Source organism: Psychrobacter sp., assembly GCF_041554015.1.
In the GTDB taxonomy this organism is placed as follows: domain Bacteria; phylum Pseudomonadota; class Gammaproteobacteria; order Pseudomonadales; family Moraxellaceae; genus Psychrobacter.
Genome location: NZ_JBFFMS010000038.1, coordinates 1 through 26229, shown reverse-complemented (window position 1 = coordinate 26229; position 26229 = coordinate 1). Strand labels below are relative to the sequence as shown.

Genomic DNA, 26229 nt, shown 5'->3' with positions numbered 1-26229 from the left:
CAAGCCTTTTAAGATTTATCAGTGCCATTGTTCGTTGTGTAAAAAACAGTCAAGTTCAAGTGCCAATTCGGCGACCGTTATCGAAGCGCGCCATTTTAAATGGATAAAAAGTGACAATATAAAAAGTTGGCAAAAAGAGACCGGTTTTAGCTCACACTTTTGTACAAACTGTGGCTGTCCTGTTCCTAATGCCTTTGCAAATAAGTATTACTGGATACCTGTAGGTTTATTAGAGCTTGATAGTAAGTCAGTTGCTATAGAGGTCGTCGCTAACTTCTGCTTAAGCACGAAATCCAATTGGCATAATATTTATAAAGAATCTGGCAACTTCGATGGGTTACCTGAGTTTAAAACCATATTAGAGCTTTTATCCTAGCGGCTAAGAACTTTTCCAGCTGAGCTTAGAACCTAAATATCCCGAATGATATATAGAGACATAATTCAAAAATAATAAAATCATCATTAACTTTCTGCAATTTTTTAAGTTATAGATTAAACGATAAGGACCGTCATGTTTTCTAAAATTTTGATCGCCAACCGTGGTGAAATAGCCTGCCGTGTTGCTGCGACTGCCAAGCGTTTGGGCGTAAGTACCGTCGCGGTTTATTCTGATGCTGACCGCGGTGCCAAGCATGTGGCTGTCTGTGATGAAGCTGTATATCTAGGTGGTTCGGCTCCTAAAGACAGCTATCTAAAAGGCGATGCTATCATTGCCATTGCCCTCGATGTTGGTGCACAAGCGATTCATCCAGGTTATGGGTTTTTAAGTGAAAATGCGGACTTTGCCCAAGCTTGCCAAGATGCAGGCTTGGTCTTTATCGGTCCATCAGCTGACGCTATCCGTGCCATGGGCGGCAAATCTGAGTCCAAGCGTTTGATGGAAGCGGCTGGCGTGCCACTGATACCCGGCTATCATGGTGAAAATCAAGATGCGCAGTTTTTGCAGCAGCAAGCCGATAACATTGGCTATCCGGTACTGATTAAAGCCAGTGCGGGCGGCGGCGGTAAAGGTATGCGTATCGTTGAGCAGCCAAGTGAATTTATTGATTTATTAGAATCATGCCGCCGCGAAGCGATTACCAGTTTCGGTAACGATCAAGTATTGGTCGAAAAATATGCCCTAAAACCGCGTCATATCGAGATTCAAGTCTTCGGTGATACGCATGGCAATTATGTGCATTTGTTTGAGCGTGATTGCTCGGTACAGCGTCGCCATCAAAAGGTATTAGAAGAAGCGCCGGCACCGGGTGTCGATGCAGCGATGCGTGAAGCGATGGGAACAGCGGCAATCGAAGCGGCGCGTGCGGTCAATTATTTTGGCGCAGGCACGGTTGAGTTTATCGTTGAACAGCGCGAAGGCTCAATGAATTTCTATTTTATGGAGATGAATACCCGTCTGCAAGTTGAGCATCCGGTCAGTGAAGCTATCTCTGGTGTCGACTTGGTTGAATGGCAGCTATTGGTTGCGGCAGGTTTACCATTGCCGAAAAAACAAGAAGAGCTTTCGATCAATGGACATGCGATTGAAGCGCGTATTTGTGCTGAAAATCCTGATAATGGCTTTTTACCAGCCACAGGTACTTTATTCACTTATCAAAAGCCTGAGCATAGTACGTTTGTTATTAATAAAGATGGTACAGGTGTGCGTATCGATGATGGCGTACGCGAAGGCGATGTCATTAGCCCGTTTTATGACTCTATGATTGCGAAGCTTATTGTGCATGCACCTACTCGCGAGCAAGCGCTAGCCAAGCTCGACCGTGCACTGGCTCAAACGCGTATCGTCGGTCTGCCAAATAACGTGGCGTTTTTGCGCTATATTCTTAATACTGAGTCGTTTAGCCAAGCCAATCTTGATACCGCGCTGATAGAGCGTGAGGCGGGCGAGCTGTTTAATCAGCATCCGCTCGCATTATCGATGCTCGCGGTTACGGCTATTGCCCAGCAGCTTGCCAGTGAAGCGACGACGCAAGGGTCAGATCCGTTTAGTAAGCCGACAGGTTTCCGAGCCTTTAGTGATTATACGCGCTCGTTTAGCTTGATTTATAATGAGCAAGCTTATAACGCTCGCATTAGCAATTGGCATAATGCCCATTATTCTGATAGTAAAAAGGGTGCTGAAAGTACCAGCAGCTTTACACTGGTCATTGAAAAAGAAATCGCTAACACTCAGGATAATAGCAATATCAATGTAGCTGCTGAGTTGGAAACTGTTTATGAAGGTGAGGTTAGCTACGCCAGCAGTGACACGCATAATCATACTTTATGGTTGGAAGGCACTCGTATCAATGCCCAGAGCTGGGTAGATAATGAGATCGTCTATGTCTTTACCGATAACGGACGAGATGAGATTACCCTTGTTGATATCATGGCGCATGTTGGCGAAGAGAATGCAGCGGTCGGCAGTTTAAAATCACCAATGCCAGGGCAAGTCGTGGCATTTAAAGTCGCTGTTGGCGATAGCGTGAAAAAGGGTGAGCCATTAGCGGTCATCGAAGCGATGAAAATCGAACATACTATTACTGCACCGACAGATGGTGTGGTGGCAGAGTTGTTATTTGGCGCAGGTGACTTGGTTGCTGATGGTGATGAGCTGCTGCGTATTGACAGTGCAGATAATCAGTAAAAAGGACAGTCAATATGAGTATCTCGTACCCAAAACACGTCACCATCGTTGATGTCAGTCCACGTGATGGTTTGCAAAATGAAGCCATGACCGTGCCGACTGCAGTTAAGCAAAGGCTTATCGATGACTTGATTGCCGCAGGGGTTAAAAAGCTTGAGGCTACTAGCTTTGTCTCGCCCAAATGGGTGCCGCAAATGGGCGACAATAGCGCGCTGTTAGAGGCACTTGCAGCCACACGCCACAGTGATGTGAGCTATTCGGTATTGGTGCCAAATATGCGCGGTTTTGAAAATGCTATCATGCATCGTCCCGATGAAATCGTTATTTTTGGCTCAGCAAGCGAGACCTTTAGTCAAAAAAATATTAATTGTAGTATTGATGAAAGTATTGAGCGTTTTGCGCCCGTTGCCGCTGCGGCAAAAGCGCAAGGAATCAAGGTACGCGGCGTCATCTCTTGTACCGTCGGCTGCCCTTATGAAGGCGAGATTGACCCAAGCCAAGTAGCTTATGTGACCAAGCGCTTGCTTGAGATTGGCTCAGAACAGATTGGCATTGCTGATACCATTGGTGTTGGTACGCCGCTCAAAGTACAGCGTGCACTACAAGCAGCGTTAGAGTACGCTGATATCAGTATGCTATCGGGGCATTTTCATGATACTTACGGTCAAGCGCTCAGCAACACCTTAGCGGCACTACAAATGGGTGTTAGCGAATTTGATACCTCAGTCGCTGGACTTGGCGGTTGTCCTTATGCCAAAGGCGCAACGGGCAATGTCGCCACCGAAGATGTCGTCTATATGCTGCATGGCATGGGTATCAGTACTGGGATTGATTTGGATAAATTGGTGATGGCAGGTGAGCGTATCAGTGAGTTTTTAGGTCGTCCTAATGGCTCCAATGTGGCACGAGCACTGATTAATAAACGTCAGTCTTAACTAACTATACTCAAATATAGTGAGTCATAAGCTAAATGAATACGGATATGGATATATGACTGGGACGAATTTTCTGTAGCCTCTGGAGTGACGAAGTCGCACAGCGAACGAAGAAAACTTGCCCCAGCTATACCATCAATTTTTAAATTGACACAGCGCTAGTAAAAAATTAAACATCAAAATACAAGGAACAGTTATGAGTTTACCTGGATTGAACTTTCAGCTTGGCGAAGATATCGACGCTTTACGTGATATGGTACAACAGTTTGCGGCTAATGAAATTGCCCCACGAGCAAGCGAAATCGACAGCAGCGACGAGTTCCCAATGGATTTATGGCAAAAGATGGGTGAGATAGGTCTACATGGCATTACCGTTCCTGAAGAGTATGGCGGCTCTGATATGGGCTACGTCGCACACATGGTGGCAATGGAAGAGATTAGCCGTGCTTCTGCCTCTGTAGCGCTTAGCTATGGTGCGCACTCTAATCTGTGTATCAATCAGCTCAAACGCAATGGTTCAGAGGCACAAAAACAAAAATATCTGCCAAAACTTATCAGCGGTGAATTCATCGGTGCTCTCGCCATGAGTGAAACCGGTGCGGGCTCAGATGTCGTTAGTATGAAGCTAAAAGCCGAAGAAAAAGACGGTCATTATGTGCTAAATGGTAGCAAAATGTGGATTACTAATGGTCCTGATGCTGACGTAATGGTGGTTTATGCTAAGACCAATCCTGAGATGGGCGCTAAAGGCATGACAGCGTTTATCGTTGAAAAAGGCATGGAAGGCTTTGGTACCGCTCAAAAGCTTGATAAGCTTGGCATGCGTGGTAGTCATACTGGTGAGATGACCTTTAATAATGTCTCAGTCCCTAAAGAGAATATCTTGGGCGGCTTAAACGAAGGCGTTAAAGTTTTAATGAGTGGTCTTGATTACGAGCGTGCAGTATTAGCTGCAGGTCCTATCGGCATCATGCAGGCGGTGATGGACAATGTCGTGCCTTATATTCATGACCGTAAGCAGTTTGGGCAAGCGATTGGTGAGTTTCAGCTCATCCAAGGTAAAGTTGCCGATATGTATACGATACTGCAAGCAGGGCGTAGCTTCTTATATACCGTTGGCAAAAACCTCGATATGTTGGACGCGCGTGGTGCCGGTCATAGCCGTGAAGTGCGTAAAGATTGCGCCAGTGTGATTTTATGGTGTGCCGAAAAAGCCACGTGGATGGCAGGTGAGGGTATACAAATCTTTGGCGGTAATGGCTATACCAATGAGTATCCGCTAGGTCGTTACTGGCGTGATGCCAAGCTATATGAGATTGGCGCAGGTACCAGTGAGATTCGCCGTATGTTGGTTGGTCGTGAGTTGTTTAATGAGACTAAGTAATAATGATTGAATGTTCGTCAGATAGTAAGTTCGAAATAAAATTGATACATTGATATCCTCGTGCTAATGGGCTACATTTTTCTTGCGTGCTGTTCGCAGGCGTGACAGAGGCTGCGAAAAACTCATCCCATTAACACTTTGTATGGATTTAAAATCGGGCAGGCTATAAAAAAGCAGGACGTTTAAAACGTCCTGCTTTTTTAATTTCTAGCTTATAAAAATTTTTCAGGCATCATGCCTGTTTGCTATGATCAAAATAGCGTGCCAACCCATTTAATAATAAATCATCACGTAGGCGCACGGGGCGATTGACGTGTTGGGCGATAATGGCCGCATCACCGCCAGTCATGATGACCTCAAAATTAGGATGACGCGCACTAATCTCATTAATAGCACCGACGATTGATAACAGTATGCCGCGATGTACGGCGTCTTGCGTGGTGATACCTTGACTGACACTATCAAAAGTACCGTTAGAGATGGTGATTTGCTTGGTGCCAGAAAATAGCGACTCGCGCTGCAGATAAATACTTGGGAAAATATAACCGCCCAAATGCTCAGCATGGTCAATCAAATCAATGGTCACCGCCGTACCGCATCCAATCACACATTGACGCTTGGTTTTATCCACCGCGCCGAGCATTTGTAGCCAGCGGTCACAGCCAAGCTGCTCATCATTATAAGCGCTTTTCATCAGTGGATAATTGGCATCGACATGGACAAATTCAAAAGGGATATTCAGGCGACTGAGTGTCTCTGAGACTTTGACATTTAGATCATCACCGAGTACCGATGAGATACCGATAAAATCAGGGGCATAACGCTCAAAGCGATCGGTCAAGCCCATGAGTAATTCGGCTGGTGCTTGCAAATGCTGCTTGGCGTCATGTGAGACTATCTGCCCGATATCATCGGTCAGCCAGTATTTAAGGCGGGTATTGCCGAGATCAAGCCAGAGCATAAAATTCCCTTTAGATAGAGCGCATTTAATAAATGCTTTAAGCGTTATCAATAACGTCGATGCGTCCGGTAAAAAGCGCAGAAATATTACCGTTATCTTGACGCAATTGCAAACATCCATGTGTATCAATACCGCAAGCATAGCCCGTCAGTATCTCTGTTTGACCGTTGTGATCTTGAGTAATACGTAAGCGCCGACCCGCTAGGGCATCCATCGCGTCAAATTGCTGCAAAAAGCTGTCTAAATTATAGGTTTGACCGGTCGGCTTCTCTAACCCTAAATGCTCAAAGCGTGTCATCGCCGCCATTAATGCTTTGCTCATTTGTTGATAAAGTGCTCGTAGAGTTGGCAAAGCACTGGCGGATTTATCTGGCGCTAACAGCTGCTCGATATCTTGCAAGCTAATAGCTTGATAGCTCATACCTTCGCAAGTCTGTGCAGTAAGGGTGGGCGTTGCCTGTACGTTTAGTCCCACACCCATCACCACGCCGACCAATTTGCCCGCTTGGGTCACTGGCTCAATCAATATACCAGCAAGCTTGCTAAATGGGGTAATTTGCCTGTCCGATACGGCTCCCTCTATTTTGGAGCACGAGTGGTAAAATCCCAAATCATTCGCCCATTTTACCCCAATAGGTGTTAAACCTTGGTCAGCTAGTTGTGCGTTTAATGTTTGAATAATAGGCATTTTTGCCAGCTCAACGCCGATGATTAACGACAATAAACCGCTAATCGGCATGTGCACTGGATGGTATAACGACAGATAGACGTTGCCGCGTGGTGATTGCCATGAGCGCCCATGTTGCCCGCGACCGCCACTCTGGATTTCGGCAGTCAGTAGATGCATCTCGCAAGCGTTGAGCGTGCCGACCTGTACCGCTGCGATAAGCTCGCTGTTGGTCGAGACACTGCTAGGCAAGTGCCGATGGTTAAGCTCTGGCAAATGAGTAAGCAGCTGCGACTTAGAGGCGCAGGCAGATAAAGGATCAAGTGGCAGCATACGTTTTTCGCTGTGATTAATAGAGGGCATGTGATAAATGGAGCATGGACAATCTTAGATATATTGAGCAATCGTCAATATAGCGTAGATAGAATATAGGTCAGGGTGCGATTTGGCAAATGCAATTCAGCGTACGATACCAGGTAAATTTAATCATGTGATATATATGGTTTGTGATCGCAAGGGCGTACGCGGGTGAGCAGTTATTATTAAGTGGGGTTAGGGTGATTTAACTGGCTTATATCACAACCACAAACCGCACAATTTCAGGTAGAATAGCCGCCTGTTTTTGCTAAGTTTATCGATCCTTCATGCGCCTAAAATCTCTTAAGCTGGCAGGCTTTAAATCCTTTGCCAATCCAACAACTTTTACCTTTCGTCATGGTATTACCGCCATTGTCGGGCCAAACGGCTGCGGCAAATCCAACGTCATCGACGCCATTCGCTGGGTACTAGGAGAAACTTCCGCCAAGCAATTACGTGGCGGCGCGATGAGTGATGTTATCTTTGCCGGTACGCAAGATAAAGCTGCTAAAAGTGTCGCCAGTGTTGAGCTAACCTTTGAGCATACCCAAGATGAGCAGAACGGCATTCGCCATGAGTTTAATCTCTATCAAGAGCTGTCCGTTCGCCGTCAGGTTAATAAGGATGGGCGCTCAGATTATTTTATCAATGGTACACGCTGCCGTCGCCGTGATGTGGTCGATGTCTTCTTAGGTACGGGGCTTGGCGCGCGCAGTTATGCGGTGATCGAGCAAGGTATGATTGGACGTATTGTTGAGTCCAGTCCCCTGCAGTTACGTGAATTTATTGAAGAAGCTGCTGGCGTTTCGCGCTATCAAGCACGCCGCGAAGAGACGCAAAAGAAGCTCGAGAAAACCCAAGATAATCTAGCACGTTTGCACGATATGCAAAGCGAGCTGGTCAGCCAACAAAAACGCTTGTCTAAGCAAGCAGCCAGTGCTGAGCGCTATGAGGAGCTGGCATTAACGCTTGCTGATATTAAGCAGCAGCTTGCTATTCAGCAGTTGTATCAAGCTAAGCACAATCAGCAGCAGCAAAAAGTTGCACATAAGCGTAGTGCTGATGAGGTTACCGCCCTGCAAGTAAGCTATGATGCTCTAAAAGCCAAACAAGATAAGCTTGCTGCTCATATTAATCAAGAGCAGTGGCTAAAAGACGATGCCCAAAGCAGCCATTATCAGCAGCAGCTTGAGCTTCAACAAGTAGAGCATGTGCTGAGCGATGCCAAGTCACAACTGACCGCTATTGAGCAGCAGCTTGCCAGCTTGGATCAGCAGCGTCAGCAAGCAGTAAGCGAGATTGAGCGCTTAAAAGCTGATGAGGCTGAGCAGCAGAAGGTGTTAGAAGAGCTGCGTCCACAGCTTGGCGAGCTAAGTCGTAAACGTGAGGCACATAAAAAAGACGAGCAGCCATTACAGCGCGCATTGCATGACGCGCAAAATCAGCTATCAGGGCTACAAGATAAAGCTCGCTTGCTTGAGCAGCAGCAGGCGATTAATAGCCAAGCACAAAAGCGTTATCAGCAAAGCCATGACAAATGGCAGCATCGTCAGCAGAACTGGCAGAGTCTATGGCAACAGCTTCAACAGTCACTATCGCCTAGTGATAACGATAGGACTGCGGGGCGAGAAAAAAATGACGTAAAAGACTTACAGCAGCTACTGGAGACTCAAGTTGCTAAGCTCAATAAACAGCTGCAACAGCTTGAGCGTCAGCAAGATAGCGTCGATGAACGCTTGTCGGAGCTAAAACCGCAAGCACATGGGATGCAGCAGCGTTTAAACACGCAGCAGCGTGAGCTTAGTGAAAACGAAAAACGTCATGCTATATTGGCAAGTGAATACGATACCCTGCACCAGATACTACATCCTAAACCTACGGCAAAATCTCAAGCGCTTGTTGAGGCAGAGCATAGTTTGGCAAGCACTGCGATCAATAAAGATAACCATTTGGCTATAGCAACCTTGCGTGAGCAGATTGAGCTAAGCGAAAAAGGCAAAAAACACGCTGAGTTACTCGATAGCGTGTTGGCGTTATGGTTAGACAGCCATGTACTGGTGGATAAAGCACCTAAACCACAACACGATAGCGATTTTCAACAACAAAAAAGTTTATGGCAAGTGCTACAACCTGACTTGGCTAGCCTGTGTGCCTATCAGACCATACAAAACTCGCCTGTTACTCATAAAGATACATCGCCAAGCGAGAGTGGTCATAGCTTATGGGTATCTGCCAAATCAAATCAGGCAAGTACCAAACCGTTTATCGATCATCTGTCAGATACTTTACTTGATAACATATTGCCGTTGTCAGCGCTGATTAGCGCACCCAATTTAGCGCTTTGGCAGCACTGTTATATATATATCACGCCATCTGAGACACATAATCAGCAGACTCTTGATACGCTTGCCCATATTTTAAAAGTATTGCCACCATCAGCTATTTTACTAACTTCGGACGGTTGGCTGATCAGTCGTCAGGGTACGATAAATCTTAGTAAGTTTGCTGGGGCGCACAATGATCAAAATGTTAGCAATAACGGCAATAGTCAGTTTTTAACACAGCGTTTACAGCAGCGCAGCCGCTTACAAGCGTTAGAAGAGTTGCTCGATGCACTTGAAAGTAGCATACAAAATCAGCAAAAGGCGATTGCCAAAAATCAGCGTGACTACAATGCACTGACAGTCAATTTGGAGGAGACACGCGCCCAAGCTGAGCAATTGACCCGTGATAAGTATCAATATCAGCAGCAGCTTACCACCGAGCGCGCCCAAGCTGAGCGCCTACAAGCGGACAGTCAGCGCCTAACTACGGATAAAGCTGCCATCGAGCAAGAGCAGCAAGAGCTTGAGCAAGAGCAGCAAGCACTCAAGGATGAGCAGCAGCATATCCAAAACGAGATAGCGGCGCTGAAGCCGCAAATAGCCGATGCTAGAGCGACAGCGCAGCGATTACAATCTGATCGCAGTGAGCTAACCCGCACGCGTCAGGCGGATGATGATGCTTGGCAAGCATTGCAGCTTAGGGTGCAGCAGAGCGAGATGCGATTGGAGCATAGCGCCAGTAGCCTTGCACGGGCAAGCGCGCAATTTGATAAATCGCTACAAAGCGCGCAAAGCTTAAAAGCAAACTATGAGCAGCAGCAAAGTAAACTGCCTGCACTGCAAGCTTCCTTGCAAACCGCACAAAGCGCGCGCGATGAGCAGCAGGAAGTATTGTTAGAGCGTGAAAACGCATTGGCGGCGCTTAAAGAGGCGTATCAGCAGCAGCAGATCGAGCTAGATACGCTGCAAAATACCTTGCAAATGCAGCAAAATACGCTTGCCCATCATGCGACCGAGCTGGCATTAAGCACGGCGAAGTTAGAGGATGCGAGCACTTATACCCAAGAAGCGCTAGCGGCATATACTCATGCAAGCCATAAATATAGCGCGCCATCGGATCTAGCACCGTCGCTGCAAACGATGAGTGTCGCAAACTTATTGGCAGATTTTATCGCTCATGATCGCCGTGTACGTCCAGATAAAATCGCTGAGCTTGAGAGTGAGCGTAACAAGCTAGAGCAGCAGCTTAGTAAAATCGGCGCGGTCAATCTCGCCGCGGTGGCAGAATTGGCAGAGGTCAACGAGCGCTTAGAGCCACTCGCGCAGCAGACAGCGGATATTGCGGCCAGTATGGATACATTAACAGAAGCGATTGCCTCGATTGATGAAACCACCAAGACGCTGTTTATGCAGACGCTCGATGCGGTCAATAACGAGCTTGCCAACTTATTTGCCAAGGTTTTTGGCGGCGGGCAAGCAAGCTTAACGCTCAATACTGACGATATGCCTGCCAATGCGCCAAAATCAGAACAGTGGCGAGCAGGGCTGACCTTGATGGCACAGCCAAAGGGTAAGCGTAATAGCCGCCTCGCTGTACTTTCGGGCGGAGAGAAAACACTGACCGCGCTTAGCCTAATTTTTGCCATATTTAAGCAGCATCCTGCGCCATTTTGCGTGCTTGATGAGGTCGATGCGCCGCTCGATGATGCCAACGTTGCCCGCTTTACTAGCCTTATCCATGAGCTGGCAGACGATTTACAGTTTATTTTTATTAGCCATAATAAGCTGACGATGCAAATTGCCGATGAGCTAAAAGGCGTGACCATGCCAAACGCAGGGGTCTCTACCTTGGTCAGCGTCTCGCTCGATGAGGCGGCACGTTACCTTGTTGATTAAAAGCATGACTGAATCGCAAAAATAGTGATAACTGGCAGCGATGGTCAGTGGTATAGTTAGGGGTAAGGGCAGAGGGTTACGCAAGTGTGTCAGCCTCAGGGTAAACGATGACTATATGGTGACGATATTCATTAGCCATGCTAGACTATTGCCATTTATTCCCTCTTATATATTCCATTTTGTCGTAGATTAGGATTATTTCTCATGACCGCTATTCAGTTTATATTGATCGCCATTGCTGCATTGATTGTGCTTGCTGGGCTAATTATGGTCATGCGTAGCTTTAAGCGTCGCAAAAATGCCGAAGCTGCTGCGGTCAATTATGATAAAAATGGTATTCCTATCATACCGCGTCATGAGCGCAATGTCGTCGACCAGCCAGATTTGGATGACACGGTCGCGGGCGAAACCAGTATCGCGCCTGATCGCAGTTATCTGAATGCGGTCGTTGAAGATGCGCCTTTAAGCCAAGCGCGTCAGCAAGATGATACGCAGTTGATGGTTGAAGATATCGATACGCGCGACGATCAAGTAAATCAGCAAGACTATGCGCGCTGGCAGGCTGAGCAGCAGCGCACTGACAACAGCGAGTTTGTAGAAGCCGCTGAGCAGATGAATATCGAGCAAGAGCAAGATGCATTTTCAAGCCTCATGTCCGCAACCGACAGTCTGATGCCAGTGATAGATACCGCAGAAGAGCCAAGTTTTAATAATAATAGTCCGATACTCGATCAGCATTTATCAGAGCCGGTTGATGATACGCAAAACGCCCCACTGATCAATGCCAAAGACAACATCAATATCACCATTTTGCCGCATCAATATCGCGACCGTCCGGCGGCGGTGATTCGTGGTCGTGATTTATTGGCCTTAATCGATAAGTATGGTCTACGCTATGGCGCGATGAATATGTTCCATCGCTATGAGCAAAAAGATGGCACGGGTATGCTATGGTTTAGCATGATGGGTATTACAGATAGTGGTATCGCACCTTTTGACCCGCATAGTGTGGCGACCAATACCTATAATGGCGTGGTGGTATTTTTGTCCTTGCCGCATCCCCAAGCGCTGCGTAGCTTCGATAGTATGATGAGCATTGCTTATATGATGGCAAGTGATTTGGATGCCATTATGCTCGATGAAGAGAACGAACCAATCACCCCTGAATATAAGCAGCAACTGCGTAACCAAGTGCGTGATTATGAAGGTTAAGTACTAGTAAAGGTGATGAAAAACCAAAAACTAAAAAGGCAAATAGCGATAACGTTATTTGCCTTTTTAGTTTTTTGGTTGTGAGTATGTCAATGCTCTAATTTCGCTAAAATGTTATCCGAGTATCCAACAAAATTGTTATCATATCGGCATCTTGAATTGCAAAAATAAAAAGACGCCGACTATGACTGATCCTATCGCCCCGCTTACTGATAAAGACATCCACAACGCCAAATCTATAGACAATGATGATGCTATCGTCGCTCAAATGCGCACGTTTATCGATGCGCTTAAGCAGCATAATTATGCCTATTATGTGCTCGACAATCCTATCTTAGAAGACAGCGAATACGATCAGTTGCGTCGCTCCTTGCTTGAGCTTGAAGAGCAATATCCCGATCTGGTACAGCCAGATAGCCCCATCAATCAAGTCGGCGATATGCCGCTGTCAGCCTTTACCCAAGTCACCCATGATATCCCGATGCTGTCGCTAGGCAACGTCTTTGAATATGACGATCTGCGTGATTTTATGCGCCGCGTCAATGATCGTCTTAATGACGCCCAGAAAAACCCTGAGTACGAGATGGAGCTAAAGCTGGATGGCTTGGCGGTATCACTCAAATACGCTTATGGCAAATTCGTGCAGGCGGTGACACGTGGTGATGGGCAAACGGGTGAGGACATCAGCCAAAATGCCAAAACCATTCGCAATTTGCCGTTATGGATTCCGGCTGCAAGCGAGGTTCCGTTATTAGAAGTACGCGGTGAGGTACTGATGCCAAAAGGGGGCTTTGAGCGTTTGAACCGCCTTGCTGAAGAAAAGGGCGACAAAACTTTTGCCAATCCTCGTAATGCTGCTGCTGGAAGCCTACGCCAACTTGACCCCGCCATTGCCGCCAGCCGTCCGCTCGCATTTTATTGCTATTCAGTCAATCAAGGGCTTCCTGAGCAGATCAAAACTCAGTCAGAAGCGCTTGCTTGGCTAAAAACCATTGGCTTCACCGTCAGCGCAGTCGAGGTGGTGCAGAACCCACGCGAGGCGCAAGCCTATTATGAGTCGGTAAAGGAGACACGTGGCGAGCTGCCGTTTGAGATTGATGGTATGGTTATCAAGGTCAATAGCTTGGCATTACAGCAGCAGCTTGGCTTTTTATCGCGTGAGCCGCGCTGGGCGACCGCTTACAAATTCCCCGCTGAAACAGTGATGACGCGTCTAAACGATATCGAGTGGCAAGTCGGGCGCACGGGCGCGATTACCCCCGTTGGTAAATTAGAACCTGTCAAAGTCGGCGGCGTCACGGTCAGTAATGTCACTTTGCATAACTTTGGCGAGATTCAGCGCCTAGATGTGCGTGCAGGCGATATGGTCAGCGTCCACCGTGCAGGGGATGTCATTCCCAAAGTCACCCGCGTTTGGGCTGATCAGCGTCCAGCAGATTCAGAGCCTGTTAAACTGCCGTCGACCTGCCCTGTATGCGACTCACCTGTAGTATTGCCCAAAGATGAAGCGTTGGCACGCTGTACCGGTGGATTGTTTTGTCCTGCGCAGCAGGTCGAGGCGCTCATTCATTTTGTCTCGCGTCGGGCGATGGATATTGACGGTTTAGGCGCAAGTTGGCTGGTTAGCTTTTTTGAGCATGGCTTGGTCAAGACCGTCGCCGATATCTATCAGTTGCACAAGCATACGGATGAGCTAATTACCCTTGAAAAACTAGGGGAGAAATCAGTACAGAATATCCTCAGTGCTATCGAAACCAGTAAGCAGACGACATTAGCTCGCTTTATCTATGCGCTTGGTATTCGCGGCGTCGGTGAGACGACGGCGCAGAATTTGGCGCAGCAATTTGGCGACCTTGATAGCCTAATGGCTGCTGATATCGATAAGCTACTGCAAACGCCTGATGTCGGCGCAATTACCGCTGAGCTGACTTATAAGTTCTTCCGCGCACCGCACAACATTGAAGTCATCACGGCACTGCGCGAAGCGGGCGTGCATTGGGAAAAGGTTGAGCAAGTAGCATCAGAGGGATTGCCGCTTGATGGGCAAACGTGGGTCATCACCGGTGCGCTCGATAGCATGGCGCGTGATGAAGCCAAAGCCAAACTGCAAGCGCTGGGTGCCAAAGTCTCCGGTAGTATCTCAGCAAAAACCACTGCGCTGTTGGCAGGTGATAAGGCTGGCTCGAAAATGGCTAAAGCTGAAAAACTTGGCGTTAAGGTAGTGGGTGAGGAAGAGTTTTTGGCGTTGGTTGGGGAATAGGGTATCGGTGATAGGGTGGGTTGATAAGAGTGAAACCCACCGTTATTCTATTGTGGAGACAATCATACTAGCTAGTGAAAACCTGTTTAAAGAAACTAACTTTATCCTTTTTCATTTTGCTCCAGTAGTCTTTTAGCTTACTAGCCGGTAAAACCTCATAGTAGTATAGCCAGTAATCATCTTCATTATTATCATATAGATGTTCAGCTACTACTTTATGCTGTTTAACTACCTTGCTACGAGTTCCATATTTCCTTTTGTCGTATAGGTATGCAAGTAATAATGTTAGACAGTCATCTAGACTACCAATTTTTTCTAGTAAAGATGAACGTATATCGAATTCAAAATTGTATTTCAATGAGAAGTATATTGAGTATGCTACAAGCTCATAACTATTACGCTCGGCACCATAGTTTAGAAGGTTTGTAGATATAATCTTGATTGTAGAAACATCTACTTCATACCTTTCGAATAACTGATTCTCGAGTAAACCTACAAGGTATGGGTAAATCATAACTAAATAATGAACTGTATCAATAAGATACGTAACCGCATTAGCAGAAGCTAGTTTCCCAGTTATAACCTTTATGCCATAGTTTAATATAGTAGCATCATCATCATTTTTCTTAAGTAAGCTCAATAGAAAATCTAAATAGCCAACCATAACGTTATAATTAAGATAATCTATTAAACTGACTGGGTGGTTAGAAATATCAACAATCCAACTTGAGTTTCTTATCGCAGGTAGCTCTTCTATAGAAACTTTTTTACCATTAAGAATTAGACCAAATTTCCGCAATTCATTAGACAAATCCGTTAAGAAGTTTTCTGCAGCTTCATAATTTTCTGTTAGACAGACATAGTCGTCGATATGTCTTATAAATTTATAGCCCTTTTCAGCTAATTGATAGTCGACAACTACTAATATAATTTCAGACACTGAATTATATGCATGTGCACCTATCAAAATACCGTGTGTTTCGCCGTTATTAGTATTCATCAAAAGTGTATCTAGTTCATTGAACCAGAAACCTCTACGTTTGACTTTTGCATTGGCTTTGCCAGCAATTGCCCAAGTCAAAGAATGGGTATATATGCTCCCAAAACAGTTAGATATATCCGCATGAGCCTGAAATCTTGATTTAATTTTAAACTTCAATAATGGATCATCATCTTCCTTGTAGTCCGAAAAACCCATATCAAATAGTTGATCTTTATCCACTTGGTGATTTGTGACTCTCAAAGTGGCATATTTTCCTAACACTAAGATCTTTTTATTTTCTTTGGTTTTCCTTATATGTATTCTACTGACTTTCCAATCTTGATTATCTGTGTAGTTTTGAAAGTGTAATAGAACATCGTTCCAGTTGTTTCTCAAATTTAAACAAAGGTTTCTATATGCTATAGGATTAGGAATTGTAATAAGTCTGGGTATGTTTATATTTCTGATACTTTCATAGTATACAGGTGTAGTTTCTGTTTTTTGAAATGTAGTTTCCTTTTGTCCTTTGCACCAATCAAAAAATTCAACAGATTGTAAGAATGATGGTAAATTATCGCTAAACATTCCATAACTTAATAAACCTTCATAAACTTCGTCTGGGCTAAGTGAGTGATGATGTTGATAATATGATTTAAACATTGACTTCCTTGTTTATGCAATATATATACTATTTTTAGTAAAATCATTATTAGCTAAGTGGAGTGAAACTTAACCTTTACTCCACCATCTCTCCATGCCCCTTTACATCACCTTTCTTACCATCAGGTCTAATCTCAATCGGTAATACCAGTCCTTTAGCAAAATCCCCTGCCAATACATAGTCATAGCTACCAGCAGCGACATCAGGCGTAGTATGAATGATCAGCTTCATATCTTTATCATCAGTCAGCTCATGCGAGACATAGCTTTCACTAAGCTGATCCAATGCTTTCGATAGCGCCTCATTACTTGCCATACTTACGGTCAAATTATGCTGAGCTGTAGCATTATCGACTTTGAAATACTCGGCATAGTCACGGACGTTTTGGCTATCAAGCGCAAACGGATACTGATAATTAGCGAGGTCAGCGGGCTTTTCGCCGCTATCCATGATTGACCAATCCATCTTTTTTGCTGCCGATGAATCCGTCGTAGATACCGCCGTATCAGCTTTTTTAACAGCAGTATCATTACTATTATCGCAGCCTGTCAGCGCCCACATACTGGCAGCTGTAATGATAAGCATAGTTATAAGACGGTTTGACATACGAGGGATCCTATTTATGATCAATCATGAGATATTTTTGTAGACGAGCTATTTTGACAGCTTTCACTGTGCTTCTCTAGCGAAATACAGCAAAGGATTATTTCTTATTGCGTAAATCAGCTAAAGAGACGCCTTTTTATGAATCGATATAATAGAGTAGGCAAAAAAAACAGCCATCTTTCGATGACTGTTTATATAATGCTAAGTTTAACAATACAGGTTTATCATTATTAATTAACGATTAAACCAAAATCATTATCTACCTACTTGGCAGTTTACTTGGTATTCTTTACCGTTTGCCCATTTCATAGCCAAGATACCTTTGTCGTCTTTCATGTGCCATGCATAGACCACTTCTGGGTTTGACTCATTGACATAGCTTGCGGTATCGCCTTGGACGCCGCCATTTAAGATGATCGCTTGGTTTGCCCAGTTTACTTTAGGCAAGGTTGCATTGAGCATCACTTGTTTTTTATTGATTGACTGCTTTGCCAAAACTTTGCTGCCATCAGTACAAGTATAAGGGGCTGGCGCCATACGATCATAAGCGGCATCAGTAACGCTTTCTGAAGCAGGGGTATTTGGCGTAATAGGAGCAGTAGTCGCACATGCACTTAGTAGGGCAAGCGCAGGTAGAGCAGTAGCCAGTTTGGTTAGCGTATTCATGGTAGTCTCCAAAAATATAAATCATCGTGTATTTGTTATTAACTATGCGTTAAGCATATAGCGCATATAGTATCGAAAACTCCCTTTATATAATGTTAGAAATTGTTTGTTACGTGTTCACTTAGTTACTTAAACACTGATTACTGTAACGTTTGCTCCAAGGACGCTTAATGAATTTCTGCCTTGCTTATTTGCTTAAGCCACATAGGTAAAGGCAATATTAAATAAAAAAGCGCCTACCAACATATCGCTGATAAGCGCTTATCTAATAGGTAATTAATCAGTAGGTACTTTTGATCTACTATATAACAGCAGATCAATAATGACGTTCTTACTTGGTTTTACGGGGTGGTAGACCGGTATGCTGAGTTTGGAAGTTGCCTTTACTCACATTCTTTTTGCCGCCAGTAGTTTTGTCCGCAGCACCTTTATTTGACCAGTTGTTAGCGGTTTTATTGCTACGTTTTACCGAATCATTACCCAAGCGGCTGTTCTTTTTACGCGCTGATTGGTAGCTGTCTTGCGCGGCATCACGACCTTCTAAGCTGGCATTAAATGGCGGAATTAAGCAGCCACGATTTTTACCAATTAAGTCACCGCGCCCCATATCTTGTAGCGCTTTACGCAGCAGTACCCAGTTTTTTGGATCATGATAGCGTAAGAAAGCTTTGTGCAATTTGCGCTGCTTACCAGATTTGACGATATCCATATCACCTTCGTCACGGCTGATTTTATGCAGTGGGTCTTTATGAGTGTGATACATGGTGGTCGCGGTCGCCATCGGGCTTGGATAAAACGCCTGTACTTGGTCAGCGCGGTAGCCATTGCTCTTGAGCCATAGTGCAAGATTCATCATATCTTCATCTTTGGTGCCGGGGTGGGCGGCGATAAAGTAAGGAATTAGATACTGCTCTTTGCCCGCTTCTTGGCTGTACTGCTCAAACATGGCTTTAAACTTATCGTAATTGCCCATGCCAGGTTTCATCATTTTTGATAACACGTTTTCTTCAGAATGCTCAGGGGCAATTTTGAGATAACCACCGACGTGATGACTGACCAATTCTTTGACATATTCAGGGTCTTTAATTGCCAAGTCATAACGCAAACCTGAAGCGATAAGGATTTTTTTCACGCCTTTGATATCACGCGCTTTACGATATAGCTGGGTTAAGTTGCTATGATCGGTTATCAGGTTCTCACAAACATCAGGATAGACGCATGATGGCTTACGGCAGTTCTTTTCAATGGTCTCATCTTTACAGTTGAGACGATACATATTCGCCGTCGGACCGCCAAGGTCAGAGATGACGCCAGTGAAGTTGGGCGCAGTATCACGAATCGCTTCGACTTCACGCAAGATAGATTCTTCTGAGCGGTTTTGAATAATACGACCTTCATGCTCAGTGATTGAGCAGAACGTACAACCACCAAAACAGCCGCGCATGATATTGACAGAGAACTTAATCATATCATAAGCAGGGATACGTGCATCGCCATAGCTTGGATGCGGCAAACGAGCATAGGGTAAGTCAAACACGTAATCCATCTCTTCGGTTGAGAGCGGAATCGGTGGCGGATTGAGCCAGACATCGATAGAAGTGTGCGAGTTACCAGCGCCACTACTATGACGCTGCACCAGCGCGCGTGCGTTACCCGGATTGGTTTCTAGATGCAAGATACGGCTGGCATGCGCATAAAGCACAGGGTCAGATTTGACGTGCTCATAATCCGGTAGACGAATGACGGTTTGCTCACGCGGTGGCATCTTAAACTTATGCTTACGTGCTGTCATTGGTTTGTCAAAGCCGCGCATTTGTACCACTTGCGTCTCTTCATCGACTTGATCAGCATTCAATATTTTATTGGTCACAGGCTCTGCGACAAAGCCTTGGTATTGTGCAGACATGCCAGTCATAGCTTGTCCGACCGGTGAATCAGATGGCTTTTCTTGTTCGATTTTGCAGCTGTCAACGTCTTCAGTCATGACATATGGATTGATAATCGGATCAACACGACCGACGGTATCGACATCATTACTGGCGACTTCGGTCATACCTGCTTGCCAATGACGACGGGTCGGCGTCAATAAATACGCCGTACCGCGCAGTTTACTCATTTGCTCAAAGGTATAGCCTTTGGACAGACCATGTACCACATCGACGATGGCGCGCTCAGCATTACCATATAATAAAACATCGGCACGGGCATCGAGCAAAATACTTCGGCGCACTTTATCTGACCAATAATCATAATGGGCGATACGGCGTAAGCTGCCCTCGATACCCCCTAGGATAATCGGCACATCAGGATAGGCTTCGCGGCAGCGCTGGCTATACACAATAGCGGCGCGATCAGGACGTTTGTCCGCGACATTACCCGGCGAGTAAGCATCATCGCTACGGATTTTACGGTCAGCGGTATAGCGGTTAATCATGCTGTCCATGTTGCCGGCGGTCACGCCATACGCATAAACCGGTTTACCAAGCTCCATAAAGGCATCTTTACTCTTCCAATCTGGCTGCGCAATGATACCAACGCGAAAGCCCTGCGCTTCTAATAAACGACCGATAATCGCCATGCCAAAGCTTGGATGATCGACATAAGCATCGCCTGAGATGATGATGACATCACAGGCATCCCAGCCCAAATCATCCATCTCTTTGCGGCTCATCGGCAAATAAGGCGCAGGCTCATAGCAGCTCGCCCAATGTTTGTCGTAGTCGTAAAGTGGTTTGGTGCCTTGCTTAAAGGCGGTACGGGCGATGGTATCGGCAGACATGAGCGGACCTGTTAATTAGAAAAATGGCACTAAAAAAAGCCGTTATTCATATAGAAATATTAACGGCTGATTTAAAAGCGCTCATTTTAACATGAATAACGCTCATGATGTAATAAACGTATTAGCGATAAGTTATTGATAGCGCAGAATAATATATAGCTAGCTATTAGGCAAAAAGCAGGGATTAATCTAAATAAATCTTCGTACTGTTTTTAGTAACACTCATCACAAATTGACTCTTAAAATTACGTACATTATTTTCATAAGTGAGCAAATTGCGGGTGAACTGATGATAGTCTTTCATATTTTTCGCACTCACCATGAGCATAAAGTCAGCATCACCAGATACTTCATAACAGCTCATCACTTGCGACTGAGCATTCATCAAACGCTCAAAGCGATGCTGCATCGAGTTATTCGAGCGCTCCATTTTTACCATCACGATAGCGGTTAAGCTATAACCAACCTTATGGGGATCTACTATAGCAACTTGCTTGGTAATCACTCCATTGTCTATCAGCGCTTGTACACGCCGCTGAGCTGTAGCGACAGAGACGTTGACGTGCTCTGCAAGTGTCTTAAGTGGCAAGGTTGCGTCATCTTGCATTAGGTTCAAAATAGCTTTATCAGTCTTATCTAAGGGCTGATTCATAAAATTTCCTGCCAAAAGAGATAGGATTATAGATTTATCTATCGATATTTTCATTATAAATAAAAGTATAAGAAAATATTAATATTATGACGTCTAAATAGATATTTTTATTCATTTATGCCTAGAAAATAGAATTTATATCTCGTTGCACTGCTTTAAAATACACCATATCAATCAAAGCTGATTAATAAACTCAATCCTCAAGAATGAGTGGGTTTAAGGTCTATTATTTACGGTGCTATTTATGTCAACCTTTCTACGGTCCACGATATTCGGTCATATGTTAGCGACGTCTTTGTCACGCCTCCCCGTGCCAGCCATATGGACCAACGGCAGTGTACAGCAGCGCACGTTTATGACGGGCGTCATGCTGGCCATCTTATCGAATGTATTATTCGGTGTGCTATATGCTTATAGCAGTTTTTTAGCACCGCTATCGGGTACACAAGTGTTTATCTGGCGCATGCTTGCCATGTGGGCAGCACTCATCGGCTATCTTGTGATTAGCGGACGACTGGGTTTGCATCTTGATAAGCTCAAAGCATTAGGCTCTGCTAAACAATGGGCGTGGCTGCTATTACCGACCCCGATATTCTTAAGTCAGTTTTGGCTCTTTATGTGGGCACCTGTCAATGGGCAAGGCGTACAGACCGCGATGGGGTATTTTCTATTTCCACTGATGATGGTGGTGTTTGGTTGTGTCTTGTTTGGTGAAAAATTAAGCCGTTTACAATGGCTAGCGGTTGCTTTTGCGGCGGTAGGCGTGGGTAGTGAGATTGTGCGTACGCAAAGCGTTTCTTGGGCGACACTATGGGTGTGCGGTACTTATCCTATATATTATATTTTGCGCCGTTTACAAGGTATTGGCGCAGTGACTGGATTATTGGTTGATTTGACTATTTTTGTCCCGTTTGCTTTGGCATATTTATTGTTTATCGCCCCAAGCAGTTTAAGTCTGGTTGGCAGCTCAGGATTTTTCATTATGATGCTAGCAGGGCTCGGCGTTATGAGCGTGCTTGCCATGAAAGCCAACGTCGATGCCAGTCAAATGCTGCCAATGAACCTTTATGGCATGATGAGTTATTTGGAGCCAGCGTTGCTATTCATCTTAGCGATCACCGTACTGGGCAACCCTTTTGAGTCGGCGATGATCTATAGTTACGGTCTGATTTGGCTTGGGATCGTTTGCCTGATTGCACACGGTATACGCCAGCTACGCCGCGCTCATAAACAATCGAAAATGACTGAAATCTCTCAAATCGCTTAATTTTTTATACGGGCAATGAATGAGGCAAATAAAAAAGGACGATGCCACCCTAAGTTGCATCGTCCTTTTTATCGCGCTAAAAATAATTCAGTTAAGATCGTAGTCTTAAGCCAATCAATTTAGTCGGCATTTTTAAAGCCGCGCTGCTTATCACGTTCCCAATCACGATCTTTAAGCGTTTTGCGTTTATCATGCTGTTTTTTACCGAGTGCCAAGCCAATTTGACATTTTATCAGCGAGTTTTTCCAATAACAGGATAACGGCACGCAGGCATAGCCCTTTTGGTTGACTGAACCCATCAGCTTTTCGATTTCGCGGCGATTGAGCAAGAGCTTACGCGTACGGATACTATCTGGACTGACATGCGTCGAGCTGGATAGTAGCGGCTGAATATGCGCGCCAAATAAAAAGGCCTCATTATTACGGAAAATAATATAAGCTTCGGTGATGGTCATTTTACCCGCACGGATGGCTTTGACTTCCCACCCTTGTAATGACAATCCTGCCTCAAAGGTCTCTTCAATAAAGTACTCATGACGAGCCTTTTTATTGGCACAAATTTGATTGTCAGGTTTTTTTGATTTTTTTGACATAATTTCTCCATAAGGACTGCTTAAATATACGTTGTCCCTATATTTCAGGTCTTACTGATTCCTCATCCTAGCCCTTTAGCGAGGTGGTTTTTACCAAAATTAAAAAAGGATGAGTCGAACTGGCTATTGTAACAAAGCCGCCGCTGCAAATGTAGCTACGCTGTTAGGACAAATGTAGCAGATAAGTATTAAGTTTGGATAAAATTTGCTAGCATATGGCTTATTATTTTATTACCACCCTTATCATCAACCACATTGGTCCTGCTATGAGCGCTTCTGCCACTTCTTCAAAATTGCATACCAAGATTTTATACCCTGGTACCTTTGACCCGATTACCAACGGTCATGTGGACTTAGTTACACGTGCGACCAAATTGTTCGATGAGGTGGTGATTGCGGTGGCATCAGGTCACCATAAACAGCCCTTATTTAATTTTGAAGAGCGTGTGGCGTTGGTCGAGACCGTTTTTGTTGATTTGCCACAGGTATCTGTCATAGGTTTTGAGGGCTTGCTGGTCGATTTTATGCGCGAAAAAAATGCCACTGCCGTCTTGCGTGGTTTGCGCGCCATGTCAGATTTTGAATATGAGTTTCAACTTGCCAATATGAACCGCGAGCTTGATGAAAACTTTGAAGCCGTCTTTTTGACGCCATCACAAAATTACTCGTTTATCTCATCAACCATGATTCGCGAAATTGCAAAGCTTGGCGGTGACGTGACAAAATTTGTGCCGCCTTGTGTGTCTGAAGCTTTTATTCAAAAGCTTGCTAGTAAATAAGTCGCGTATCTATTATCTATGCTAGAGTGCGGATTTTTTAATCGATAGAAATGCCTGATAGAAAAAAGGAGCAGTCTATGGCGTTGTTAATTACGGATGAATGCATCAACTGCGATGTGTGTGAGCCTGCCTGCCCAAACGAAGCCATCTCAGAGGGTGATGATATCTATGTCATCGATCCGGACTTATGTACCGAATGCGTCGGTCATTTTGATGAGCCGCAATGTGTGATTATATGCCCTGTTGATTGTATCCCTCATGATCCAAACCACGTCGAAAGTGAGAGTGACTTGCTCGCCAAATACAAGCGTATTACGGGTCAATAAAATATGACAACTGTAGCAACAAGCAACTTTGACCATGAGCACCTTTGGCACCCTTATACCAGCCTGCCGCCACGTTATCCCAATGTTGTGATTGACCACGCTGACGGTGTTTATATTGTCACGAAAGACGGCAGGCGCCTGATTGATGGTATGTCGTCATGGTGGGCGAGCGTGCATGGCTATAATCATCCTAAATTAAATGCGGCGATGATTGAACAATTGGGCAAAATGGCGCACGTGATGTTTGGCGGCTTGACCCATCAGCCAGCGATAGATCTGGGTAAAAAGCTACTGTCAATCGTCCCTGCTGGACTCGATGCGATATTTTATGCCGATAGCGGCAGCATCGCCGTAGAAGTAGCATTAAAGATGGCGCTGCAATATCAGATTGCAGCTGGATGTCCCAATAAAAACCAATTTGCCTCGACCCATTCTGGCTATTATGGTGATACGTGGCATGCGATGAGTGTCTGTGACCCTGTTAATGGTATGCATAGTCTGTATGGTAAACAGTTACCGATGCAGCATTTTGTATCTGCGCCACCACTGGGATTTGAACGTGAACTGAGTCAAGAGGTACGTGACGAATTAACAGCGTTTTTCGCTAAAACGAGCGATAAGCTGGCAGGCTTTATCATTGAGCCAATCATTCAAGGCGCAGGCGGCATGCGCTTTTATAGCCCTGAGTATTTACAATTGCTGCGTCAATTGTGTGATAAGTATAACGTGGTATTGATCGCTGATGAAATTGCGACAGGCTTTGGGCGTAGCGGCAAATTATTTGCCTGCGAGCATGCTGGTATTAGCCCTGATATTATGACCGTAGGCAAGGCGCTAACGGGCGGTTATATGACTTTTGCCGCCACACTTTGCACGCGTCATATTGCTGATACGATTAGCCAAAGTGATTATCCGGCGCTGATGCATGGCCCGACCTTTATGGGCAATCCGCTGGCATGCGCGGTCGCCTGCGCCTCGATTGATTTGATTTTGTCTTATGATATCGAGACGCGCACGGCAAATATGCAAGCGCTGATGGATAAACAACTTGCACCAGCGGCTCTATTAGATGGCGTTGCTGAGGTGCGCTGTTTGGGTGCTGTTGCCGTGATTGAGCTAGATAACGCGGTTGATATGCCTATCTTTCAGTCTTTGCTGATTGAGAATGGTGTTTGGGTGCGACCCTTTGGTAAGCTGGTTTATATCATGCCGCCCTTTATCATTACTGATGACGAGCTTACCGCCTTATGCCAAGGGTTATTAAAAGTGGTCAGTAGTTATTTAACGCAACAAGGTCAAAAATGAGTGTGCTCTTTATATCTGGTATCGATACCGATATCGGCAAAACGTATGCTACGGGTATGATTGCCAAAGCGCTAATGCAGCAAGGCGTTAATGTTATTACCCAAAAGCTGGTGCAAACGGGCGTTGGTGTCAATTCAGATACGGGCGAGATGAATATTGCCGATGACATTGTCGCCCATCGTCAGCTGATGGGTATTCCACTACAGCCATGTGATATTGATAGTACCACTTGCCCGTATCGCTATGAGAAGCCCGCGTCACCACATTTATCGGCAAAACTGGCTAATGATATTCTTAATTCTGATGTGATTACGCGCACCACAAAAAGTCTGCAATCAGATTATGACGTGGTACTTTTAGAAGGGGCGGGCGGGTTACTTGTGCCCATCACTGAGCAATTATTAACCTTAGACTACATTGCTGAGCAAGGTTATCCAGTTATTTTGGTCACATCAGGTCGGCTTGGCAGTATCAATCATACTTTGCTGAGTTTAGAGGCGATAACATCTCGCGGTCTAGGGGTGCATAGCGTGATTTATAACCATATTCATGATAATGCTGCTCAGACGGATGCTGAGATAGCCACTAGCACGATTGATTTTCTACAAAAATATTTAGCACAGCATTATCCAATGGCGCATTGGTTATCCTTATCTGTACAAGAGGATGATAGCAGTGGCAATATGGATTTTATACTCCCCAAAAACTTTGTATAAATCAGTGCTAAAAATAAGCCAAAAAAACTTTCCGAAAGCCCCATTAATTTTGCTATACTAGCGCGCTTGGTAGACTAGGCAATCGCCGCTGCACACTGGTAACAGACATGCAGGGGAGGAAAGTCCGGGCTACATAGGGCAGCGTGCCAGCTAACGGCTGGGCAGGGTAACTTGACGACCAGTGCAGCAGAGAGTAGACCGCCTTTGGTATCCTAGATATCATCGGTAAGGGTGAAAGGGTGCGGTAAGAGCGCACCGCGTGGATGGCAACATCT

At 45.2% G+C, this 26229-nt stretch carries 20 protein-coding genes and 1 other RNA gene; 13 read left to right on the top strand and 8 right to left on the bottom strand.

The annotated features are described in order from the left end of the window. From ABYU67_RS09990 to ABYU67_RS09975, 4 genes are all read left to right on the top strand, one after another. The coding region (locus ABYU67_RS09990; RefSeq protein WP_372844853.1) for a GFA family protein at window positions 1–376 on the top strand (376 nt) is incomplete at its 5' end. Between the two features lie 135 nt (window positions 377–511). Then, window positions 512–2626, top strand: a complete 2115-nt coding sequence (locus ABYU67_RS09985) for a biotin carboxylase N-terminal domain-containing protein (protein ID WP_372844852.1) — start codon at window positions 512–514, stop codon at window positions 2624–2626. A 14-nt stretch (window positions 2627–2640) separates the two neighbouring features. Beyond that, window positions 2641–3561, top strand: coding sequence for a hydroxymethylglutaryl-CoA lyase (locus tag ABYU67_RS09980; protein WP_372844851.1), 921 nt, complete (start codon window positions 2641–2643; stop codon window positions 3559–3561). A 196-nt stretch (window positions 3562–3757) separates the two neighbouring features. Beyond that, complete coding sequence (locus ABYU67_RS09975; protein ID WP_372844850.1) at window positions 3758–4945, top strand: isovaleryl-CoA dehydrogenase; 1188 nt, start codon at window positions 3758–3760, stop codon at window positions 4943–4945. Between the two features lie 232 nt (window positions 4946–5177). Here the strand turns inward: ABYU67_RS09975 and ABYU67_RS09970 are convergent, their stop codons facing one another. Beyond that, window positions 5178–5906, bottom strand: a complete 729-nt coding sequence (locus tag ABYU67_RS09970; RefSeq protein ID WP_372844849.1) for a pantothenate kinase — start codon at window positions 5904–5906, stop codon at window positions 5178–5180. A gap of 37 nt (window positions 5907–5943) precedes the next feature. After that, on the bottom strand, window positions 5944–6936 hold the full coding sequence (locus ABYU67_RS09965) for a biotin--[acetyl-CoA-carboxylase] ligase (RefSeq protein WP_372844848.1): 993 nt from the start codon (window positions 6934–6936) through the stop codon (window positions 5944–5946). A gap of 281 nt (window positions 6937–7217) precedes the next feature. Between ABYU67_RS09965 and ABYU67_RS09960 the strand changes: the two genes are divergently transcribed. From ABYU67_RS09960 to ligA, 3 genes are all read left to right on the top strand, one after another. Then, window positions 7218–11150, top strand: a complete 3933-nt coding sequence (locus ABYU67_RS09960; RefSeq protein WP_372844847.1) for an AAA family ATPase — start codon at window positions 7218–7220, stop codon at window positions 11148–11150. Window positions 11151–11354: 204 nt separating this feature from the next. Next, the gene (locus ABYU67_RS09955) at window positions 11355–12362 is read left to right on the top strand and encodes a cell division protein ZipA C-terminal FtsZ-binding domain-containing protein (protein WP_372844846.1); all 1008 of its coding nucleotides are present in this window, start codon (window positions 11355–11357) and stop codon (window positions 12360–12362) included. Between the two features lie 184 nt (window positions 12363–12546). Next, on the top strand, window positions 12547–14622 hold the full coding sequence (gene ligA, locus ABYU67_RS09950) for an NAD-dependent DNA ligase LigA (protein WP_372844845.1): 2076 nt from the start codon (window positions 12547–12549) through the stop codon (window positions 14620–14622). Window positions 14623–14689: 67 nt separating this feature from the next. Here the strand turns inward: ligA and ABYU67_RS09945 are convergent, their stop codons facing one another. From ABYU67_RS09945 to ABYU67_RS09925, 5 genes are all read right to left on the bottom strand, one after another. Next, window positions 14690–16264, bottom strand: a complete 1575-nt coding sequence (locus tag ABYU67_RS09945; protein WP_372844844.1) for an RNA-directed DNA polymerase — start codon at window positions 16262–16264, stop codon at window positions 14690–14692. Window positions 16265–16340: 76 nt separating this feature from the next. Continuing rightward, window positions 16341–16871 carry a hypothetical protein gene (locus ABYU67_RS09940; RefSeq protein ID WP_372844843.1) on the bottom strand — a complete coding sequence of 177 codons (531 nt, stop codon included), beginning with the start codon at window positions 16869–16871 and terminating at the stop codon, window positions 16341–16343. A gap of 255 nt (window positions 16872–17126) precedes the next feature. Beyond that, a complete protein-coding gene (locus ABYU67_RS09935; protein WP_372844842.1) occupies window positions 17127–17537 on the bottom strand; it encodes a hypothetical protein in 411 nt (136 codons plus the stop codon). A 331-nt stretch (window positions 17538–17868) separates the two neighbouring features. Next, window positions 17869–20316, bottom strand: a complete 2448-nt coding sequence (locus ABYU67_RS09930; RefSeq protein WP_372844841.1) for a YgiQ family radical SAM protein — start codon at window positions 20314–20316, stop codon at window positions 17869–17871. A gap of 184 nt (window positions 20317–20500) precedes the next feature. Further along, window positions 20501–20968: an Lrp/AsnC family transcriptional regulator gene (locus ABYU67_RS09925; protein WP_372844840.1), complete on the bottom strand. Its 468-nt coding sequence runs from the start codon at window positions 20966–20968 to the stop codon at window positions 20501–20503. A gap of 244 nt (window positions 20969–21212) precedes the next feature. Here ABYU67_RS09925 and rarD point away from each other — a divergent pair, with 244 nt between their 5' ends. Next, complete coding sequence (gene rarD / locus ABYU67_RS09920) at window positions 21213–22235, top strand: EamA family transporter RarD (protein ID WP_372844839.1); 1023 nt, start codon at window positions 21213–21215, stop codon at window positions 22233–22235. A 119-nt stretch (window positions 22236–22354) separates the two neighbouring features. On the opposite strand, the gene smpB is transcribed toward rarD, so the two are convergent. Next, window positions 22355–22828 carry an SsrA-binding protein SmpB gene (smpB, locus tag ABYU67_RS09915; protein WP_372844838.1) on the bottom strand — a complete coding sequence of 158 codons (474 nt, stop codon included), beginning with the start codon at window positions 22826–22828 and terminating at the stop codon, window positions 22355–22357. A gap of 266 nt (window positions 22829–23094) precedes the next feature. Between smpB and coaD the strand changes: the two genes are divergently transcribed. The 5 genes from coaD to rnpB form a co-directional block, all read left to right on the top strand. Then, window positions 23095–23607: a pantetheine-phosphate adenylyltransferase gene (coaD, locus tag ABYU67_RS09910; protein WP_372844837.1), complete on the top strand. Its 513-nt coding sequence runs from the start codon at window positions 23095–23097 to the stop codon at window positions 23605–23607. Window positions 23608–23684: 77 nt separating this feature from the next. Beyond that, a complete protein-coding gene (locus tag ABYU67_RS09905; RefSeq protein WP_372844836.1) occupies window positions 23685–23933 on the top strand; it encodes a YfhL family 4Fe-4S dicluster ferredoxin in 249 nt (82 codons plus the stop codon). A gap of 3 nt (window positions 23934–23936) precedes the next feature. Beyond that, the gene (gene bioA / locus ABYU67_RS09900; RefSeq protein WP_372844835.1) at window positions 23937–25238 is read left to right on the top strand and encodes an adenosylmethionine--8-amino-7-oxononanoate transaminase; all 1302 of its coding nucleotides are present in this window, start codon (window positions 23937–23939) and stop codon (window positions 25236–25238) included. After that, window positions 25235–25954 carry a dethiobiotin synthase gene (gene bioD, locus ABYU67_RS09895; RefSeq protein WP_372844834.1) on the top strand — a complete coding sequence of 240 codons (720 nt, stop codon included), beginning with the start codon at window positions 25235–25237 and terminating at the stop codon, window positions 25952–25954. Before bioA ends, bioD begins: the two co-directional genes overlap by 4 nt. Before the next feature lie 66 nt (window positions 25955–26020). Next, an RNA gene (gene rnpB, locus ABYU67_RS09890) (RNase P RNA component class A) lies at window positions 26021–26229 on the top strand; the annotation flags it as partial.

Excerpts from the sequence above, each read along its gene's own strand:
- ABYU67_RS09985 (WP_372844852.1), top strand. The coding sequence starts at position 512 with ATGTTTTCTAAAATTTTGATCGCCAACCGTGGTGAAATAGCCTGCCGT.
- ABYU67_RS09980 (WP_372844851.1), top strand. The coding sequence starts at position 2,641 with ATGAGTATCTCGTACCCAAAACACGTCACCATCGTTGATGTCAGTCCA.
- ABYU67_RS09975 (WP_372844850.1), top strand. The coding sequence starts at position 3,758 with ATGAGTTTACCTGGATTGAACTTTCAGCTTGGCGAAGATATCGACGCT.
- ABYU67_RS09970 (WP_372844849.1), bottom strand. The coding sequence starts at position 5,906 with ATGCTCTGGCTTGATCTCGGCAATACCCGCCTTAAATACTGGCTGACC.
- ABYU67_RS09965 (WP_372844848.1), bottom strand. The coding sequence starts at position 6,936 with ATGCCCTCTATTAATCACAGCGAAAAACGTATGCTGCCACTTGATCCT.
- ABYU67_RS09960 (WP_372844847.1), top strand. The coding sequence starts at position 7,218 with ATGCGCCTAAAATCTCTTAAGCTGGCAGGCTTTAAATCCTTTGCCAAT.
- ABYU67_RS09955 (WP_372844846.1), top strand. The coding sequence starts at position 11,355 with ATGACCGCTATTCAGTTTATATTGATCGCCATTGCTGCATTGATTGTG.
- ligA (WP_372844845.1), top strand. The coding sequence starts at position 12,547 with ATGACTGATCCTATCGCCCCGCTTACTGATAAAGACATCCACAACGCC.
- ABYU67_RS09945 (WP_372844844.1), bottom strand. The coding sequence starts at position 16,264 with ATGTTTAAATCATATTATCAACATCATCACTCACTTAGCCCAGACGAA.
- ABYU67_RS09940 (WP_372844843.1), bottom strand. The coding sequence starts at position 16,871 with ATGTCAAACCGTCTTATAACTATGCTTATCATTACAGCTGCCAGTATG.
- ABYU67_RS09935 (WP_372844842.1), bottom strand. The coding sequence starts at position 17,537 with ATGAATACGCTAACCAAACTGGCTACTGCTCTACCTGCGCTTGCCCTA.
- ABYU67_RS09930 (WP_372844841.1), bottom strand. The coding sequence starts at position 20,316 with ATGTCTGCCGATACCATCGCCCGTACCGCCTTTAAGCAAGGCACCAAA.
- ABYU67_RS09925 (WP_372844840.1), bottom strand. The coding sequence starts at position 20,968 with ATGAATCAGCCCTTAGATAAGACTGATAAAGCTATTTTGAACCTAATG.
- rarD (WP_372844839.1), top strand. The coding sequence starts at position 21,213 with ATGTCAACCTTTCTACGGTCCACGATATTCGGTCATATGTTAGCGACG.
- smpB (WP_372844838.1), bottom strand. The coding sequence starts at position 22,828 with ATGTCAAAAAAATCAAAAAAACCTGACAATCAAATTTGTGCCAATAAA.
- coaD (WP_372844837.1), top strand. The coding sequence starts at position 23,095 with ATGAGCGCTTCTGCCACTTCTTCAAAATTGCATACCAAGATTTTATAC.
- ABYU67_RS09905 (WP_372844836.1), top strand. The coding sequence starts at position 23,685 with ATGGCGTTGTTAATTACGGATGAATGCATCAACTGCGATGTGTGTGAG.
- bioA (WP_372844835.1), top strand. The coding sequence starts at position 23,937 with ATGACAACTGTAGCAACAAGCAACTTTGACCATGAGCACCTTTGGCAC.
- bioD (WP_372844834.1), top strand. The coding sequence starts at position 25,235 with ATGAGTGTGCTCTTTATATCTGGTATCGATACCGATATCGGCAAAACG.